The sequence below is a fragment of the Spirosoma luteum DSM 19990 genome, from assembly GCF_000374065.1.
In the GTDB taxonomy this organism is placed as follows: domain Bacteria; phylum Bacteroidota; class Bacteroidia; order Cytophagales; family Spirosomataceae; genus Spirosoma; species Spirosoma luteum.
The window spans coordinates 234,890-251,985 of the sequence record NZ_KB893245.1 but is presented as its reverse complement, the minus strand read 5'-3'; the positions used below and the strand labels follow the sequence as shown (position 1 = coordinate 251,985).

At 52.2% G+C, this 17,096-nt stretch carries 10 protein-coding genes; 5 read left to right on the top strand and 5 right to left on the bottom strand.

All coding sequences use genetic code 11. From position 1 onward, the window contains the following. Positions 1-80: 80 nt before the first annotated feature. Positions 81-1,613, top strand: a complete 1,533-nt coding sequence (locus B156_RS0101070) for a SusD/RagB family nutrient-binding outer membrane lipoprotein (RefSeq protein ID WP_018617754.1) — start codon at positions 81-83, stop codon at positions 1,611-1,613. 97 nt (positions 1,614-1,710) lie between these two features. On the opposite strand, the gene B156_RS0101065 is transcribed toward B156_RS0101070, so the two are convergent. After that, positions 1,711-3,084, bottom strand: coding sequence for a sensor histidine kinase (locus tag B156_RS0101065; protein ID WP_018617753.1), 1,374 nt, complete (start codon positions 3,082-3,084; stop codon positions 1,711-1,713). A gap of 26 nt (positions 3,085-3,110) precedes the next feature. Continuing rightward, complete coding sequence (locus B156_RS0101060) at positions 3,111-6,251, bottom strand: cyclic nucleotide-binding domain-containing protein (protein ID WP_245563655.1); 3,141 nt, start codon at positions 6,249-6,251, stop codon at positions 3,111-3,113. A gap of 248 nt (positions 6,252-6,499) precedes the next feature. Here B156_RS0101060 and B156_RS0101055 point away from each other — a divergent pair, with 248 nt between their 5' ends. The 3 genes from B156_RS0101055 to B156_RS0101045 all read left to right on the top strand — a co-directional run bounded on the left by B156_RS0101055 (position 6,500) and on the right by B156_RS0101045 (position 9,827). Further along, positions 6,500-6,913, top strand: coding sequence for a hypothetical protein (locus B156_RS0101055; RefSeq protein WP_018617751.1), 414 nt, complete (start codon positions 6,500-6,502; stop codon positions 6,911-6,913). A 51-nt stretch (positions 6,914-6,964) separates the two neighbouring features. After that, positions 6,965-8,353, top strand: coding sequence for a glycoside hydrolase family 140 protein (locus tag B156_RS0101050; RefSeq protein ID WP_018617750.1), 1,389 nt, complete (start codon positions 6,965-6,967; stop codon positions 8,351-8,353). 106 nt (positions 8,354-8,459) lie between these two features. Next, positions 8,460-9,827 (top strand): hypothetical protein, encoded by a 1,368-nt coding sequence (locus B156_RS0101045; protein ID WP_018617749.1) that lies wholly within the window; start codon positions 8,460-8,462, stop codon positions 9,825-9,827. A gap of 3 nt (positions 9,828-9,830) precedes the next feature. Here B156_RS0101045 and B156_RS0101040 read toward each other — a convergent pair whose 3' ends face one another. Beyond that, positions 9,831-12,230, bottom strand: coding sequence for an ABC transporter permease (locus tag B156_RS0101040; RefSeq protein ID WP_018617748.1), 2,400 nt, complete (start codon positions 12,228-12,230; stop codon positions 9,831-9,833). 268 nt (positions 12,231-12,498) lie between these two features. Here B156_RS0101040 and B156_RS0101035 point away from each other — a divergent pair, with 268 nt between their 5' ends. Continuing rightward, positions 12,499-14,076, top strand: coding sequence for an FG-GAP repeat domain-containing protein (locus B156_RS0101035; RefSeq protein WP_018617747.1), 1,578 nt, complete (start codon positions 12,499-12,501; stop codon positions 14,074-14,076). 12 nt (positions 14,077-14,088) lie between these two features. Here the strand turns inward: B156_RS0101035 and B156_RS0101030 are convergent, their stop codons facing one another. Then, complete coding sequence (locus B156_RS0101030; protein WP_026260510.1) at positions 14,089-15,489, bottom strand: glucoamylase family protein; 1,401 nt, start codon at positions 15,487-15,489, stop codon at positions 14,089-14,091. A gap of 79 nt (positions 15,490-15,568) precedes the next feature. Then, positions 15,569-17,086 (bottom strand): RagB/SusD family nutrient uptake outer membrane protein, encoded by a 1,518-nt coding sequence (locus tag B156_RS0101025; protein WP_018617745.1) that lies wholly within the window; start codon positions 17,084-17,086, stop codon positions 15,569-15,571. Positions 17,087-17,096: the final 10 nt, after the last annotated feature.

Sequence of the window (17,096 nt, the reverse complement as noted above, 5' to 3'; positions counted from 1 at the left end):
ACAGTTTACGGTATTCTGTTTATGGTTTACGGTCAAACAAACCGAATACCGTAAACTGACTACTATAAACCTTACCATACATGAAAAAGATACACCTTATTTTGAGTCTGGCCGTCCTCCTGACCGTTGCCAGCAGTTGCGATAAAGGCTTTGATACACTGAATGTGAATCCAACGGCGGCCACGGCGCTCAATCCCGTTTTCACGTTCAATAATGCCATGATCAACACCGCCTACCCGGCATCGACGCTGGTATTTGAGGAAGCGATTGTGCAGCAGATGTTTTCGCCCAACTCCGGCGTACTGGCAGGGGGTAATTTCAACATCGACAACCGGGGGCCCACGGGGCCCAATGCGGCTATCTGGCAGGGCTACTACCAGAATGTGGTTCGGTATCTGGTTGATGTAATCAATCAAACCAAAGCCGATCCTGCCCGGGCTAATCTGTATAATATGACCCGCATCTGGAAAGCCTACGTGTTCCAGGTATTGACCGACTCGTACGGCGATATTCCTTACAGCCAGGCTGGTCTGGGCTATATTAACAGCAACATATTGCCCAAGTACGACACGCAGGAAAGTATCTATACTGATCTGATAAAAGAGCTAACCGAGGCCACTGCCGCCCTCGATGCCACCAAACCAACCGAAGCGGGTGAGATTACGTATGGGGGTGACATTGGCAAATGGAAGCGGGCGGGCAACTCCCTTCTGCTCCGGGTTGGCATGCGGCTATCGAAAGTAAACCCCACGCTGGCTCAGTCAACCGCGCAAAAAGCCTTTGCCGGTGGCATCATGCAAAGCAATGCCGACAATATGGCCGTTCTGAACAATGCCAATTACCGAAACCCGGTGGGCAACACGCTGAACGCCACCGAAGCCGCCAACTATTACCTCACCCGGTACTTTGTCAACTACCTGAAGGCCAACAACGACCCCCGGCTCATGTCCATTGCCGTGCGCTACGTAGGAGCCAAGAGTGGTCCGGAACAAACACCCGCCCGGGCCATCCGCGACCCGGCTCAGCAGATTGGTATGCCCCTTGGCTTCGACAATGGTACTATTCCTGCTCAGGCAACGAAAGACGGCCTGGCTAGTTTTTACGATTATTCGCAACTGGACCGCAACCGTTTAGGGCGTTTCGATGTCCCTACCTTTTTGGTCACCTACGGCCAGACCCAACTACTCCTGGCAGAAGCAGCCCAGCGGGGCTGGATTACCGGCAATGCGGCTGATTTTTACAACGCAGGCGTAACGGGCCATATGGCGCAACTGGGCCTGGTAGATGCAGGTTCGGCCATTGCACCGGCGGCTGTTACGGCCTACCTACAGGCTAACCCCTACGTGGCGGCTAAAGGGCTGGAGCAGATTAATACGCAGTACTGGGTAGCCTCGTTCCTAAATGGCCCCGAAGCGTTTGCCAACTTCCGGCGGAGTGGCTTTCCTGCGCTGACACCAAACCCCTATCCCGGTAAAGAAATCAAAGGCAACTTTATCAATCGCCTGTCTTACCCAGATTCGGAGATTTCAGTCAATACGGCAAACCGACAGGAAGCGGTTACCCGGCAGGGGGCCGACAACCAGGACACCCGCGTTTGGTGGGATAAACAGTAATGTAGCTTGAGGTATATGGTTTATAGTTTTCGGTGGCTGACGCACTACACTCACGCGTCAGCCACCGAAAACTATAAATCTCAAACCGTAACCCATCTCAGGCAGGTAACGTTATGGTAAATGTGGTACCCTGCCCTTCTGTGCTGTCCACCGTCAGCGTGCCGGTGTGCCCTTTCACCACAATATCGTATGCCAGTGATAAACCTAGGCCGGTACCTTCTCCCGTGGGTTTGGTGGTAAAAAAGGGCTGAAATATCTTACGCTTCAGGTCGTCGGGAATACCGACACCATTATCACTAACTACTATCACGGCCTCTCCATCTTTGCAGCGGGTGCTCACGCTTACCGTAGGTTGGTAACCAGAGTCAGCAGCTTGTTTCTGGCGTTTGTGAACAGCGTAGAAGGCATTGGTGAATAAATTCAGCAACACACGACCCATGTCCTGAGGAACCATACTAATGTCTCCGAGGGCTGGGTCAAAGTCCGTTTTAAGCTGGGCATTGAAGGTTTTATCTTTAGCTCGCAGTCCGTGATAGGCAAGCCGCAGGTATTCGTCGGCCAGCCCGTTCAGGTCCGTTGGTTCACGCTGTCCGGTACTGGTACGCGAATGTTGCAGCATTCCCTTCACAATACTGGAAGCACGACCACCGTGATGGGTTATTTTCTGAAGGTTCTGTTTTAAATCATTAAGTAGGTCGGCTTCAAGGTCTGCATCGCGGTTGGCTTTGCGCTGCTCTTCGGCTAACTCATCGATTAGCTCGATGCTGACTTCGGAGAAGTTGTTAACAAAGTTGAGGGGGTTCTGAATTTCGTGCGCGATACCGGCTGTCAGTTCGCCCAGAGAGGCCATTTTTTCACTCTGAATCAGTTGGGTTTGCGTGGCTTTTAGTTCTTCTACTGTATGTTCCAGTTCCTCTTTCTGGCGCATTATTTCAGCAGTTCGTTCGGATACCAGGTACTCCAGTTCCTGTTTTTTGGCTTCAATTTTTCGGCGCTCTTCCGCTTCCAGTAATCGCTGCTGTTCTTCTTCAACCAACGCCTTTTTCTGACGATTGGCGATTATCAGGAACGTAACGGCCCAAATGGTCGAAAAGCCGATAGCACTGTCCAGAAAGTTATCACTTGTCTTATAGAAAGCCGGGGCGTAGTGCTCCATAAAATTATCCACTACTGTCAGGAGCAGGAAAGGGGCAGCTGCCAGCAGTGCAGTTCGGGCGGGCCGGTAATCATACACCCGCCATAGCATGTAACTGAATAACAGCCCCGCTGCCAGGGCAAACCAGCCGGTCGAAAAATCGAGTCGTAAAACGAAACCAAGCCCAATCAGGACACCGGCGTAGGCCCAAATTCGCTTTATATGAGGTTCCCAGGCGGGCAGCCGGGTTTTTATGCCCAGAAAACGATTAGCAAACTGAAAGGCTGCCGTTGCCAGTACTACGGTTCCAATGCCATCGGGTGTTGGTAGACTCATGTTCGTAGAGGGGTGGGGGTTAACGACTACGTGGCGCTTGCACGGTTTGCCAATACCTCGTTTTGTCGCCGGATACGGCCCGACAGGCTTCTGACAATACTACGCAATACTTCGCCCCGCTCCTCCATCAGGTCATAAAAATCGTCCTGATCGATGCGCAGCAGTCGCACATCGGTGATTGCCTCGGCCGTGGCCGAGCGGGATTCAGTGTCCAGCAGGGCCAGTTCGCCAAAAAAATCGCCCCGGCCAAACCGGGCCAGTTCGGTATCACCATCCAGAATGGCTACTTCGCCCGTGTAGATGATATACATGCCCGAACCCAGGTCCCCTTTGCGGAAAATCAGATCACCGGCAACATAGTCTTCCTCCTTCATGATGGGCGTTACACTGGCCAGTACGTTTTCGGGCGTTTGGGCAAACAAACTGGTTTGGGCCAGCAGCAAAACCCGGTCATACGCGGAAATCTGACTGGTTGAATGACTCGTGTGGGGCATAAGCAACGGGGATAAATCAGGAAATTGAGCGGTCAATGCGTCGCGGATGGCAGATGCTTCCGTCTCGGGTAAACCACGTAGCGCAGTACTCACAGTCCAGGCCGAAAAGACCGTTTCACCCGTTCGAAGAATAAACGACCGGATCGGTTCCGATTCGCGAAACGGTCCCAGTTCACTATCCAGGATACGGACTTTTTCCGGGCGGGGCAAGTCGTCCACCAGTACCTGCAATGTCTGGTACGTAGCCCGGGGAATCAGGTTATCCAGCATTTCGAGGGCGTTAGCCCGGCGTTCGCGGGCGGGATGCCCAACACCCATGCGGGCACCGGCAATGGTTTCGGTATCAAACAGTTGAGCCAGCGTATCGAACAACCGCTGCACCAGTACCGACAATTCATGATCCAGTGTTGTCGTTAGGAGGACATCCGACAGACTGCCGTGCAACATCCGCTGAGCCAGCAACACATCTTCATGCAGCAGCGTACGGAACAGCGCATCATCGTCGGGTTCGTTCGGGAAACGACGCAGGGCACGAAGGGCCGCCCCACGAATCAATAAGTCGGGTTGCTGAGCCAGTTCGTTCAGGAGTTGACGGCTCTCGGGGGCCTGAATAGCCCCACAAATGGTTGTAATCCGTTCCAGTATCAGTCGGCTACCGTTCACCCGGCGCAACTCGTGCAACTGAGCAATCAGTTCGGGGCCGCGCAATTTCAGGGCTTGCACAACTGTCCGGCCCAGGGTTTCGTGCGTCAGGTTCAAGAGCAGGAACTGCGATAACCCACTATTGGTCAAGCGACCAGCCGTCAGGATAGCCGCCTTTTTCACGTCGATGTTCGGGCTGGCGAGTAACTGTTGTACCACCGGGGCAAAATCACTCAGTTGTATGACCGCAATCAGGTCAAGCGCAATTTTTTGCTGTTCGGGCTCATCATCCCGTATTAGTTCGCGCAGCGCGGTCTGGGCAGCCGTATCATGCGGGTTTAGTTCCAGAACACCCCTGATGGCTCCCCGACGGATGGTTAGGTCGGTGTGGTGAATCAGGGGGGCCAGCTCGGCGGGTTCGGTATTGATACGTCGGCCCAGTAGGTAAGCCGCCTGCTGCCGCAATTCCGGGTCCTCATCCATTAGCGCAATGTGCGTGAGTGGCCGAACGGGTACTGACAGATTGCTATGCGTCAGGGCTGCCAGCGTACGCCGGCGAATAGCCCTTTCGGTATGCGTGAGCAGCGTGGACATATGAGGCTCCAATTCGGTAGGGTTGTGAGCATCCAGCCAGCCAAGAGCGGTCAGTACCTCACCGGTTTTATTACTCTGCAGTTGCCTGATCAGGTTTTTCTGCGCCACTCCCGGCATGGCCAGTTCGTCGCGCTCCAGAAACCGACGCCCGATGGCATCGTTTAATTCGTGCAGGTACCGTTTATATGTTTGTCGCAATAACCAGATGGCCACCACGAGCAGGCCTATCCAAAACAAGGCTCCGGTCGACTCAAGGGTATTATGGAACAAAAATATCAGGATGCCGGCTACGCCTAAACCAATCGGTTCGTACAATCCTTTGGCCAGGGTGTGCCCTTTCAGTCGCTGGGGTGGCAACAGCGGCTGAAACAACACCAGAAAAACAGGGTCGAATAAGGCACGCCGGGCCACCTCAAAAACCAGGTACAAGCCGCAGAAATAAATGAGTAACACCGTTTCTGAAACAACAGCGTAATGCAGAATTATTAGTCCCGTAAGGCCTGCCAGGGCTACCCAGGGTAATACCACCAATGAACGCCGGATACCGAATTTGTCGAGTACCTGCCGCGACATCAGCAGTTTAACCAGCATAGCCAGTCCATAGGTCAGGGCCAGCACATAACTTACGTAGCGGATTACGTCGGTCTGGTCGTGAAAGCGGTGTTTTACGTTGATAAAGAAATTGTATTCTATTTCCGTAGCTACAGCGGCCAGCACGGTAAAACTTAGGCACATGTAAAAAATTAACTCACTACCCCCAAACCGTTTCCCTACCAGCCGCGACGGCTCCCGGCGGGCTACCCGGCTGGCTCCCGATGCGGCCTGAACATCGTGCGAACGGATGGTTAACCGGAGTACATAGAGGGCGGCCAGAAAGGCCCCAAACGCCACCAGCAGCAACCGCAATACATCGGCATGGGCGTGAACCAGTGCCGCCAGCACCGCACCTGCTGCTTTGGCGGGCATATCGCCCGAACTGATAACGCCAAAGAGTCGCTTACTCTGACGCGTATCGAACACCACCGCCGAAACACCCCAAAACTCAAGATTAGTCAGTAGATAAATGATTCGGTAGCCCGTCATAATCGTCACTGCGGCCACCACCGAATGTCCCACAACAACCAGTATACCAACCACTACCGTCATAACAACGGCCGCTATCAGCACGCGCACAGCCACGACCTGCAAAGCCAGATGATGCTCAAAATAAGCGTATACCCGGCTTACCCCAATCATAGACAGGGCGGCAGCCACGTAGGCCACCGGCAGACTGGTTTCCGGATTGTTTTCGAGCAGAATCGCATTGGCCGCCACGTAAATCAGAATCGTGCCAATGCCCAGCAGAAAGTTATGAACAAAAAACAACCCGACTGTTCGGCCCTCTTCGGGCCGGATACCCAGTGCACGCTGCCATCGTTGCTTAGAGGCAGAGGACATATAGGTAGAATCTGCGCCAACGGTCATATCAGGGGTCAATAACAGATTTATGGCCAAATATAAGCATCCAGACAGGACAGCCGACACGCCGATGGCTAATTGGAGTTGTGTACCCCGAAATGAATCAACAGTAAACGGATTGACTGGATGACTTTCATTATAGGGTAATTATATAAAGGCGATAGGTAGTCCTGTTACCTGCCGTTTTTTACATTCCCTACTCACGTTATACCATCCCTATTAACCCTATGCGTTACCTACTGCTTGGTTTCATCAGCCTTTTAGCCCTCGCAACCGGCTGCAAAAAAACGGATACCACACCCCAGGATTTGGCTAAGCCAGTGGTGGGCTTATACCGAATGGCAGAAGTAACACTGGCAGGTAGTCAGACGGCTATTACGGTTACCAATGGTAGTACGTTGATGGTTCGTGATGGCGAGTCCCTCTCGGCTATCCTGTTTACGCTTACCTACGCCACCGTTGGTACGTCGGGCAGTTCCACATTCTCAGAAACCAAACAGATCACCCTCCAGCCATCGGGCAATGCCATTGCACTGCTGTCGGGAAGTACTCAGGTAGGGAGTTGGTTCAACAACACGCTTACCATGAAGGCCTACCCGTTCAACAACTCGACGGTAAGTTTCACCGCTACCAAACAGTAGGTCCGGCGACATTAGTGGCTCGAGTTGACGGATAAAATAAACCCATCCTCTATGAAATACAGCGTTGTTCTTACGGCATTACTACTCTGGCAAAGCCCGACACTGGCGCAGCAGTCGTTCAAGGGTGGCAGGCTGACCATATCCGAAAATCACCGGTACTTGGTGCATCAGGATGGCAGTCCGTTCTTCTGGCTGGGCGACACAGCCTGGGAGCTCTTCCACCGGCTGAATCGGGAAGAGGCCGACCAGTATCTCAAACGCCGGTCTGAACAGGGCTTTACGGTAGTACAGGCGGTTGCCCTAGCCGAATTCGACGGACTCAAGGAGCAAAACCCCTACGGCGAAGTGCCGCTGCTGGACAACGACCCTGCCAAACCCAACGAAGCTTATTTCAAGCACGTCGATTATATCATTGACAAAGCGGCTCAGTACGGCATCGTCATTGCCTTTTTACCAACCTGGGGCGACAAAGTCTTTAAAAATACCTGGGGGAAAGGCCCGGAAATATTTACGCCTACCAATGCCCGTGCGTACGGGCGTTACGTGGGGAACCGCTATAAAAACCGGGCGAATATCGTTTGGGTGCTGGGTGGTGACCGGCAACCCCGCGATGGTTCTCAGGACGTAGCCATCTGGCGGGCAATGGCCAACGGTATTCAGGAAGGCGTTGGGGGCGCCGACAAAGCCCTGATGACCTACCACCCCCAACCTAACGGTCTGGATGGGGGTGCCTCAAAATGGTTTAAGGATGATGCCTGGTTCGATTTCAATATGCACCAGAACGGCCATTGCCGCAATACCGCCGTGTACGACAACATTACGGTATCCTACAACAATCAGCCCGTTAAACCGACGATGGATGCCGAACCTATCTACGAAGATCATCCCGTTTGTTTCAATGCCAAAGACCTGGGTACCTCCAACGCGTATGATGTTCGGGTGTACGCTTACCTCGACCTGTTTGCGGGGGCGCATGGCCATACCTACGGCTGCCACGACATCTGGCAGATGTACAGTGCGAACCGACCGGCGGTGAATGGGCCACACCTCTACTGGCAGGAAGCCCTCGACCTACCCGGCGCCAGGCAGATGACCCACGTTCGGCACCTGATAACGGCCCGCCCGCTGCTCGACCGCGTACCGGACCAGTCCCTAATTGTAGAAAATAACCTCCCTCCTGCCGAACGGATTCAGGCCACCCGAGGTACTGATTACGCGTTTGTATACACAACTGCCGGGAAGCCATTCACAGTGAATCCGGGGAAAATTTCGGGAAAAACGGTTACGGCAACCTGGTTCGACCCGCGTTCGGGCAAAACAAAATCGGCCGGAACGTTCGGTAATCAGCAGCCAAAGCAGTTTACGCCACCAACGCAGGGATACGGTCAGGATTGGGTGCTGGTGCTGGACGATGCCGCCAAAAACTACGCGGCTTTGTAATCCCATCCTGTCAACGTCATAAATTGCAGCGTTGCCTGACCATGAGCGGACGAAAAGCCAACATTTTTCGTTACCTTTCAACAGGCGAACTACGCCTTATTCATCTATGAACTTCCTGACTTATACCCGCTTAGGTTTTAGTGCCGCTGTGGCCATCCTGCTAACGAATTTGGTATCCTGCACCAAAACCGCCACCGATGCCCCCGCCCCAACCGAACTAGCGTCGTTTGACCTGATTCAGCAGAAAATCCTGACCCCATCCTGTGCCACATCGGGTTGCCATTTGTCCGATAAAGATATCACCTTTATCCAGCATGGCCTGGTGCTGGCCGAAGGGGTAGCCTATCAGAATTTGGTGGGGGTCGACCCTAAAAACACTGATGCTAAAACGGACCGCCTGAAGCGGGTGAAGGCTTTCGCTTCGCAGGAAAGCCTGCTGTTCCATAAACTCGTGGGTGCCGCTGCCAGTCATCATTCAGGAAAGCAGTACGGAAACCCGATGCCACTGGGAGGTACGTTGCTGCCAGATGGACAGATTGAGTTTGTAAGGCGGTGGATTGACGCGGGAGCACCCAAAACGGGAACTATAGCCGATGCCGCATTGCTCGACGATAAAACAGTTACGGTAGTTACCTACGATCCGCTTCCCGTACCGGCGGCTGGTACCGGTTATCAGATGGCCGTGCCGCTGTTCGAGATTCAGCCGAATTTTGAGCGGGAGTTATTTACCCGCCGGATGGTTGGAAACACGCAGGATATTTACGTAAATCGCTACGAAACCAAAATGCGCAATGGAAGCCACCACTTCGTCGCGTACGATTTTCAGAATAAAGGCATACTCCCTAACCTCAACGATATTCGCGATTTGCGAAATCCCGACAAATCATTGAACCTGTTCACGGCGCTCAGCATGTCTAATCACCTGTATTTTGCCGGTTCTCAGGCGCAATACCAGGATTACGTTTTCCCGGCAGGGGCCGCCCTGCTCGTTCCAGCCGGAGCATCGCTCGACCTGAATACTCATTTTGTCAATAAGACAAATACGGTGATGAAAGGGGAAGCCCAGATAAACTTCTATACCGTCGACAAATCCACGGTGCAACATGTAGTGCAAACGCTGAATCTGGGTAATACCAACCTCAACCTGCCCGCAAACACCCGGACTACAATGACCAAGTCGTTTACGTTCGATAAGCCCCGGCTGGTATTGACGCTGACGTCGCACATGCACAAGATGGGCGAGAAATTCGTGATTAAAATCAAGGGTGGCCCCCGTGATGGGGAGGTTGTTTACACGTCAACCGATTGGGAACATCCCGACATTATCACCTTTAAAACCCCCATCAGCCTGAAAAAAGGCGAAGGACTGACCTCCGAAATCACCTATAACAACACCTCATCGAAGCTCATCAATTTTGGCCTGACCAGCGAGGACGAAATGGGGATTATTTTCGGTTATTTCTACGAGGAATAAATTTTACTCCGTCTTTAAGCTCTTTACCGGGTTCATCAGGGCCGCTTTGATGCTCTGAAAACTGACCGTCACTAACGCGATCAGCACGGCTATGGTTATGACCACCAGAAAATACCACCATTCAATATCGATTCGGTAGGCGTACTTCCCAAGCCAGCCGCTCAGGAAATACCAGCCCAGCGGAAACGCAATGAAAGCTGCCAGCAGCACGAGCTGGATAAACTCTTTCGACAGCATACCTACGAGGTTGGTAACACTGGCGCCCAGCACTTTCCGAATGCCAATTTCCTTCGTGCGCTGTTCGGCGGTGAAAGCCGCCAGCCCGAATAAGCCCAGGCAGGAGATGAAAATAGCCAGAAAGGCAAAGTAGCTGGATAGTTTACTAACCGTATTTTCGGCCTTGTACAGGTTGGCAAATTCCTGATCGGTGAAGGAGTATTTGAAGGGGAAATGCGGATTAAATTGTTTGAAAGAGGCTTCCATACTGGTTATCGCCTGTTTAGTTTGTCCGGGTTGCGTTCGGACCAGCACACTCCCCCAATTTTTGGTCGTATCACTCACCCCACGCTGCAAATGCAGAATCAGCGGGTCAATAGCGGTATGGAGGGAATTAAAGTGAAAGTCTTTCATCAGGCCAATGATTTTGCCCTTTTTATCCCACATCGTCATTTCTTTACCAACGGGTGATCCGGCCGGTCCGCCGGTGCGGTTCCGGTCTGTGTAGCCCATCTTCCGGGCCGCTGCTTCGTTGATCAGGTAGTTAGTCGTATCGGTGCTGTAGTCCGTTGAAAAGTCACGTCCGCCAAGGAGCTTAATCCCCATCGTTTTAATGTAATTGTACGAGATGGCGTTCTGGCTGAACAAAATTAACTGCGTCGTATCTTTTCCGGGCCACCTGACACCCTGCGTGGAACTGCCCACTTCCAGCGGGTCTGCCTGGGCACAGGTCACGGATTTGATACCCGGCTGCCTTTCCAGGTCCTGACGGAATGCCTGAAAATTCTTCTGCAAATCGCCTTCCAGCGGCATATACACCAAATCTTCGCGGTCGTAGCCGAGATTTTTGGTTTGAATAAACTGAATCTGACGGTACACAACCAGCGTACCAAAAATGAGCATAATGGATAAACCGAACTGAAGAACGACCAGCCCTTTCCGGAAATACGTTGCGCTCGATTTGAATTTTAAACTCCCTTTCAAAATGACCACCGGATTAAGCGAGGCCATAAAAAGCGCCGGATAGCTCCCTGAAATAAGCCCCGTAATCAGCGACAGGCTGACCAGCAATACCAGGAAAGCAGGATTGGAGAAAGCAAGCGACAGGTGTTTTTCGGTTAGGGTGTTGAACACGGGTAGCATCAGCAACACGATCAGTACCGAGAATACCAGCGACAGCAGGGTAATCAGCATGGACTCCCCCAGAAATTGGCCCATCAAACTATTCCGGTAAGCCCCCACCACTTTCCGAACTCCCACTTCTTTGGCCCGTTTGACGGAGCGGGCCGTGGCCAGGTTCATAAAGTTGATACAGGCGATGGCCAGAATGAAAATGGCGACAATGGAAAAGAGTTTAACGTACTCAATCCGCCCCCCGTTCTGCTTGCCCGCATCCCAGTTCGAATAGAGGTACGACTCGCCGTAGTTTTGCAAAAACAGGTCGACGTTACTGTCCTTGTTTTTAGTTTTTACGTAATTTTTGATTTTGGCATTTACTTTTTCAATCGACACGTTGGGGGCCAGTAACACGTAACACCGGGGGCCGTTGTTTCCCCATTCGGTAGCCCATTTATTGGCCTTTTGCCATTGATTGTAATTCAGCAGAAAATCAAATTTCAGCGAGGAGGCTTCCGGCATATCGGCCAGGATACCCGTTACCAGTACATCATCGGTGTTGTCTATCCGAACGGTTTGACCCATCGGATTTTTGCCCTTAAAATATTTGTCGGCTAGTTTCTGAGAGATTACCAGCCCGTCGGGTCGTTTGAGGGCAGTTTTGGGGTCACCAGCTTTGAGGGGAAACGAAAACATTGTCAGAAAATCGCCCTGAACGTAACGGCCCTTCTCCTTTTCAAACAGATCTCCAACCGTAAACAAAGGTGTATTTTCCCAGAGCATCTGACTGGCTAACTGAATCTCCGGAATGTCTTTGACGATATTTTCGGCCAAAATACCGGGTGTCGACGCATACGTATTGACAACGCCCGTATACTGCTGGTTTTCCATAACCCGATACAGGCGACTGTCGTGCTGATGGAATCGGTCCATCCGCAATTCATCCTGTACCCATATCATAATCATCAGACTACAGGCCATGCCCAGGGCCAGCCCCAAGATATTGATAAAGGAAAATAGCTTATTTTTCCAGAGGTTTCTCCAGGCGACTTTGAGGTAACTGCGGATCATAGCGTTGCGGGTAACAGGTGGAGGAGCGCAATACGATGAACCAAAGACTCAGTATTCGACTGGATGTTGCACCCGTCTGAAAACCGAAAAATAAAAATGACCGGCCTTTGGAAACTATCTTTGTAAAGCGGGCTATTCCTTGTCCAATCCGTAAGCGACCACGCTCCCGGCCAAGTGCCGGAGGACGTAGAAAAGTGCATCGAATCGAGTGAAAAATAAACCCATCCGTCCAGGCAGTTCCTTAATAGCGTTACTAATCAACAAACGAGTGACCCGGTACAGCCTGCCCCTTTTTGTACGTATCATGCCTGTGGGTTTGTCCCGTCAGTCTATCAGCAGGCAGTTGATTGGATTGCCACTGTTTACCTGTTTTGCGTTGTTCATCGCCGTGGCTGGTTGCCAGTCCACCCAGGAAGACCCGCTGATTATGGAAGGCAGGCTACTGGCGCAACACTACTGTAGCAACTGCCATCAAACTCCCTCGCCTGAGCTACTGGATAAGGATACCTGGGTGAAGCACGTACTACCCGCTATGGCTACCAATCTGGGACTTGAAGTATATCCCGAAGGGCTGTACTATGCCGGTAGTAAATCAGCAATTTCGTTCGACGACTGGCAGAAACTCACTGCCTACTACCAAACGCTTGCCCCGGTAAAACTTAAACCAGCCAGCAAGCCCACCCCCGCCATAGATAACTGGGGTATTTTCACGGTAGAAAAACCTCGACTCGATACAACCAGAACGGCCATGACGACGCTGGTAAAAATGGATACCATCGGGCATCAACTATACACTAGTGATGCGTTCCGAAGCGACCTCACCCGCTGGAATTCAGCCCTGCAACCCACCCGCTTTCGGCAACTTAATTCGGCGGTGGTCAATGCTGATTTTTTTCGGGATAAGGAGGGAAAAGAACGGGGGACCTTCACGACGCTGGGAACCATGCGGGCCGCCGATATTGCGCGGGGAGAACTGGTCTCACTGAATCTGGATGGTAACCAGCAAGCAGACTCCTCTACGCTGGCGGTCGATTTGCCCCGCCCTTTACAATCGGTACCCGTCGATGTTAATAAAGATGGCCGGATGGACTGGGTCGTTTGCGGATTTGGCCACTTGAAAGGGGGACTTTACTGGCTGAAACAGGAGGCCAACGATAAATTCACTAAACAAACTATTCGGGACACGCCCGGTGCCATTCAGACAATCACCGGCGATTTCAACGCTGATGGCTGGCCCGACCTTATGGTACTTTTTGCCCACGCCGACGAAGGTATCTGGCTGTTTCTGAACAATAAAAAGGGCGGCTTCACCGAGCGAAATCTGCTCCGTTTCCCGTCGGTTTACGGCTCTACCAGTTTTCAGTTAGTAGATTTTAATAAGGATGGCAAACTGGACATTATTTACACTTGTGGCGATAACAGCGACTATTCCAAGATTCTAAAACCCTATCATGGCCTGTATATCTACCTGAATCAGGATGATTTACAGTACAAACAAGCCTACTTTTACCCCATCAACGGCTGTACCAAAGCCGTTGCAACCGACTTTGACCAGGATGGTGATCTGGACATTGCGACCATCGCCTTTTTTGCCGATTTCCGGCACAATCCTTCCGAAGGGTGTTTACTTTTTGAGCAGAAGGAATCATTGCAATTCCAACCCCATGCCATGCCCGTCAGCACGCTGGGCCGCTGGATATGTATGGATGTAGCCGACGTTGACCAGGATGGCGATCAGGACGTAGTGCTGGGGAATTTCTCAAAAACATTCATCATTCAGGAAAAGATAACCCCAAGCTGGAACATGCACCTGCCGCTGGTTGTGCTGAAAAACAAGACCCGGTAAGGTCACGAACAATTACTTCAACCAGCCACCGGTGAACCCGGCGCGTTGTAAGCCTTTCCGAATATGCGGATTACGCTGCATTAGCTTCCAGATAAATTCCGTTCGCAAATTCTCGGCCATCAGCAGAATAGGGCCCTGATCAATGCCGAGGTAATCAATGTCAAACCACCCCATTGTGGTAGGCCCGTTGGAAATCCGGGCCGGGTAGCGATAGGTAGGATTAAAGGCATCGCGGAAGCCATAGTCACCATAGAGTTTGGCGCCGTACTTCGTTTTCATTGTCTGGAGTGCAGGAATGCATATTTCGGGGGCAAAGGCCATAGAGCCACCGGCAGCCGTTGGGGCAATAGTACCATCGTCCACAATCTGGGTCGACGCAGCGCCCCGCGCCCGGTACGAGAAGAACTTCCTGCCATTGACTACCGTATCTTTAGGGCCATCACAGGCGGTCAGACCCCAGATGGTTGGCCCGTAGTCCTGCCACTTAGCTGGATTTTCCAGGCAGTAGGCCCGGTTGGCGTAAGTTGCCCGACGTGAGTTTTCGGCGTAGTCGATACCTTTTCCAGTCATGTATGAGTCGTTGATACCCCGAAAATCAATCCAAATGTGCGAGTACTGATGCCCGAAAAGCGGGTCGAAGTTGACGTGTGTCTGCCCCTGAAACGTTTCCCAGTCATACGTTTTTGTCCAGGCCGACCAGGCATCGGCCTCTACCGGATGCGTGGGCGAGCCCAGGGCCAGCACGTAAAGTAACATGGCTTCGTTATAGCCTTTCCAGTCGTTTTTGATAAACCCTTTTTCGGGATGCCAGCCCATAGACACAAAAGGCTTGCGCGGTTGAATCCACGTCCAGTCAACGCGCCGATAAACCTGCTCGGCCAACTGCCGTATTTCCGTTTCGACCGGCGTGTTTTTGTCAAAATACGATTGTGAACTGAGTATTCCCCCCAATAACAGGGCCGTATCGATGGTGGAGAGTTCGACCTGCTTGAAACGTTCGCCGGTTTTCATGTCCAGGAAGTGGTAGAAAAACCCTTTGTAACCCGACACATTTGCCGCGTTTTCCGATTGGGGCGCATTGGCAAAAAAGCGTAGTGTTTTTATGGTTCGGTCTGCCGCCTGTTGCCGGGTTATGTAGCCCCGCTCCACGCCTACCAGGTACGATGTAAGCCCGAAACCAACAGCGGCAATGCTGGCAAATGAAGGCCTTGGCGCACGGTCGGGCACGAGGCCATTGTCGGGGTTAGCCGTTTCCCAGAAATAGCGAAATGTGTCGCGTTGCAGACTATCCAGAAAAGCCTGTTGGTTATTGTTCAGACGTGTGGTTGACGTGCCGGACACCCGTTGTTTCGGCTGACAGTAGGCACTATGAAGTGAAAGACAACCTAGTAGTAATGCGGCAATTGATTTCATAAGCAGGTATGAGCAATTAAACGTCATCCACCCGTTGCCATATTCATACAGCAAGGGGTGGGTAAACAGGTCTACGATATCAATACCCCGGATTCTGGGTTAGTGCCCCTCCGCTCAACTGAATCTGGGTTTGCGGAATAGGGAATACTTCGCTTTTACCCTTTATAAATGTTTTGCCGTGGGCAGCAAACGCCTGCACCGCCCGGCCGGGCTGGACACTCTCCTGCCGGACAAGGTCGAAAAAGCGGTCATGTTCCATCGCCAGTTCCACGCGCCGTTCGTGCCAGATTTGCTCCCGGTTAATGGTCGTTTGGGCGGGCAGCCCGGCGCGAACCCGGAGTTTATTGATGTCGGTCAGCGCATCGGCACTGTTGCCCAACGCAAAGGCCGCTTCGGCGTGAATAAGCAATACTTCGCCCAGGCGCATGATGCGCAGGTTTTTGGGCAGCCGGTCATTCACACCACAGTTCTTCTCGGCTGTGCGGCTATGATAGGCCTTGTAATTATAGCGGTCATTTTCAACCGAGTCGCGGCTGGGAATCCGGTAGCCATCCCACAGTACCGTACCCATAGGAGCAGGGTTGATAAAAATGATGGTAGCAGCTTTTCGCACGTCGTTCGGCTCGTATTCGTCCAGTAAACTCTGCGATGGTGTTCCGAAACCAAAGCCTAAGTCGGCCCAGCCGCGTTTACCCCCGGCGCGTGGTCCCTGACTAACGACATAAATTGGAATGGCAGCATCACAGGCCAGATTGATACCCGTTTGTACCTCAAAGATGGATTCGGAACTATTGGCCCCTACCTCCCGCCATATGTTGGCATAATTCGGCAGTAAGCTATACGTGCCCACCTGATTTTTAATGATAGAATCGGTCAGGTTATAGGCCTGCTGCCAGTTTTTCTGGTACAGATATACCTTTGCCAGCATGGCCATGGCAGCTGCTTTAGTGGCTTTACCCGTAGCGGTTTGGCTTTTGATGGGCAGATTTGTGACGGCAAACCGCAAATCGGTAATGATGCGGGCGTAAACGGCTTCGGGGGTAGCTCGCTTTTGCAGAGCTATGTCGTTGATGCTTTCTACCGGTGGCACATTTTCGATGAGTGGTACCCCGCCAAAAAACCGGACCAATTTGAAGTAGAAATAAGCCCGCAGAAATCGAACTTCGCCCTCCAGTTGATTGCGGGTGGTCTGGTCGGCGGCACTTTGCGGAATCAACCCCAGTGCCTGATTGGCGCGGGCAATGGCCCGGAAATAGGTAGACCAGACGTTATTGATATTGCCTACACCGGGGGTCATATTCAGGTTATCGAACGTACCGTACGAGTTGGCCCCATCGGCGGGCGAGCTGCCCTTATCGGCATCATCGGATGCGATGTTGGTCATACCCACGTAATCAAAGCCGTGCATACTACCCTCCCACATAATGTTGTATACCCCCGTAACGAGGTTTTGAGCGGCTGCGGGGTCGTTTTGCACGGCCGCCACACCAATTTGCCCCTGCGGTGGCGTAGTCAGAAAATCGTTACAGGCCGTTAGCACGGTGCCAAACAGGACCGTAAGCAGCGAAAGCCGGATGAATTGTTTTGTATGATTCATGTTTGTAAAG

Coding starts and splice junctions, on each gene's coding strand:
- B156_RS0101070 (WP_018617754.1), top strand. CDS start 81: ATGAAAAAGATACACCTTATTTTGAGTCTGGCCGTCCTCCTGACCGTT.
- B156_RS0101065 (WP_018617753.1), bottom strand. CDS start 3,084: ATGAGTCTACCAACACCCGATGGCATTGGAACCGTAGTACTGGCAACG.
- B156_RS0101060 (WP_245563655.1), bottom strand. CDS start 6,251: ATGTCCTCTGCCTCTAAGCAACGATGGCAGCGTGCACTGGGTATCCGG.
- B156_RS0101055 (WP_018617751.1), top strand. CDS start 6,500: ATGCGTTACCTACTGCTTGGTTTCATCAGCCTTTTAGCCCTCGCAACC.
- B156_RS0101050 (WP_018617750.1), top strand. CDS start 6,965: ATGAAATACAGCGTTGTTCTTACGGCATTACTACTCTGGCAAAGCCCG.
- B156_RS0101045 (WP_018617749.1), top strand. CDS start 8,460: ATGAACTTCCTGACTTATACCCGCTTAGGTTTTAGTGCCGCTGTGGCC.
- B156_RS0101040 (WP_018617748.1), bottom strand. CDS start 12,230: ATGATCCGCAGTTACCTCAAAGTCGCCTGGAGAAACCTCTGGAAAAAT.
- B156_RS0101030 (WP_026260510.1), bottom strand. CDS start 15,489: ATGAAATCAATTGCCGCATTACTACTAGGTTGTCTTTCACTTCATAGT.
- B156_RS0101025 (WP_018617745.1), bottom strand. CDS start 17,086: ATGAATCATACAAAACAATTCATCCGGCTTTCGCTGCTTACGGTCCTG.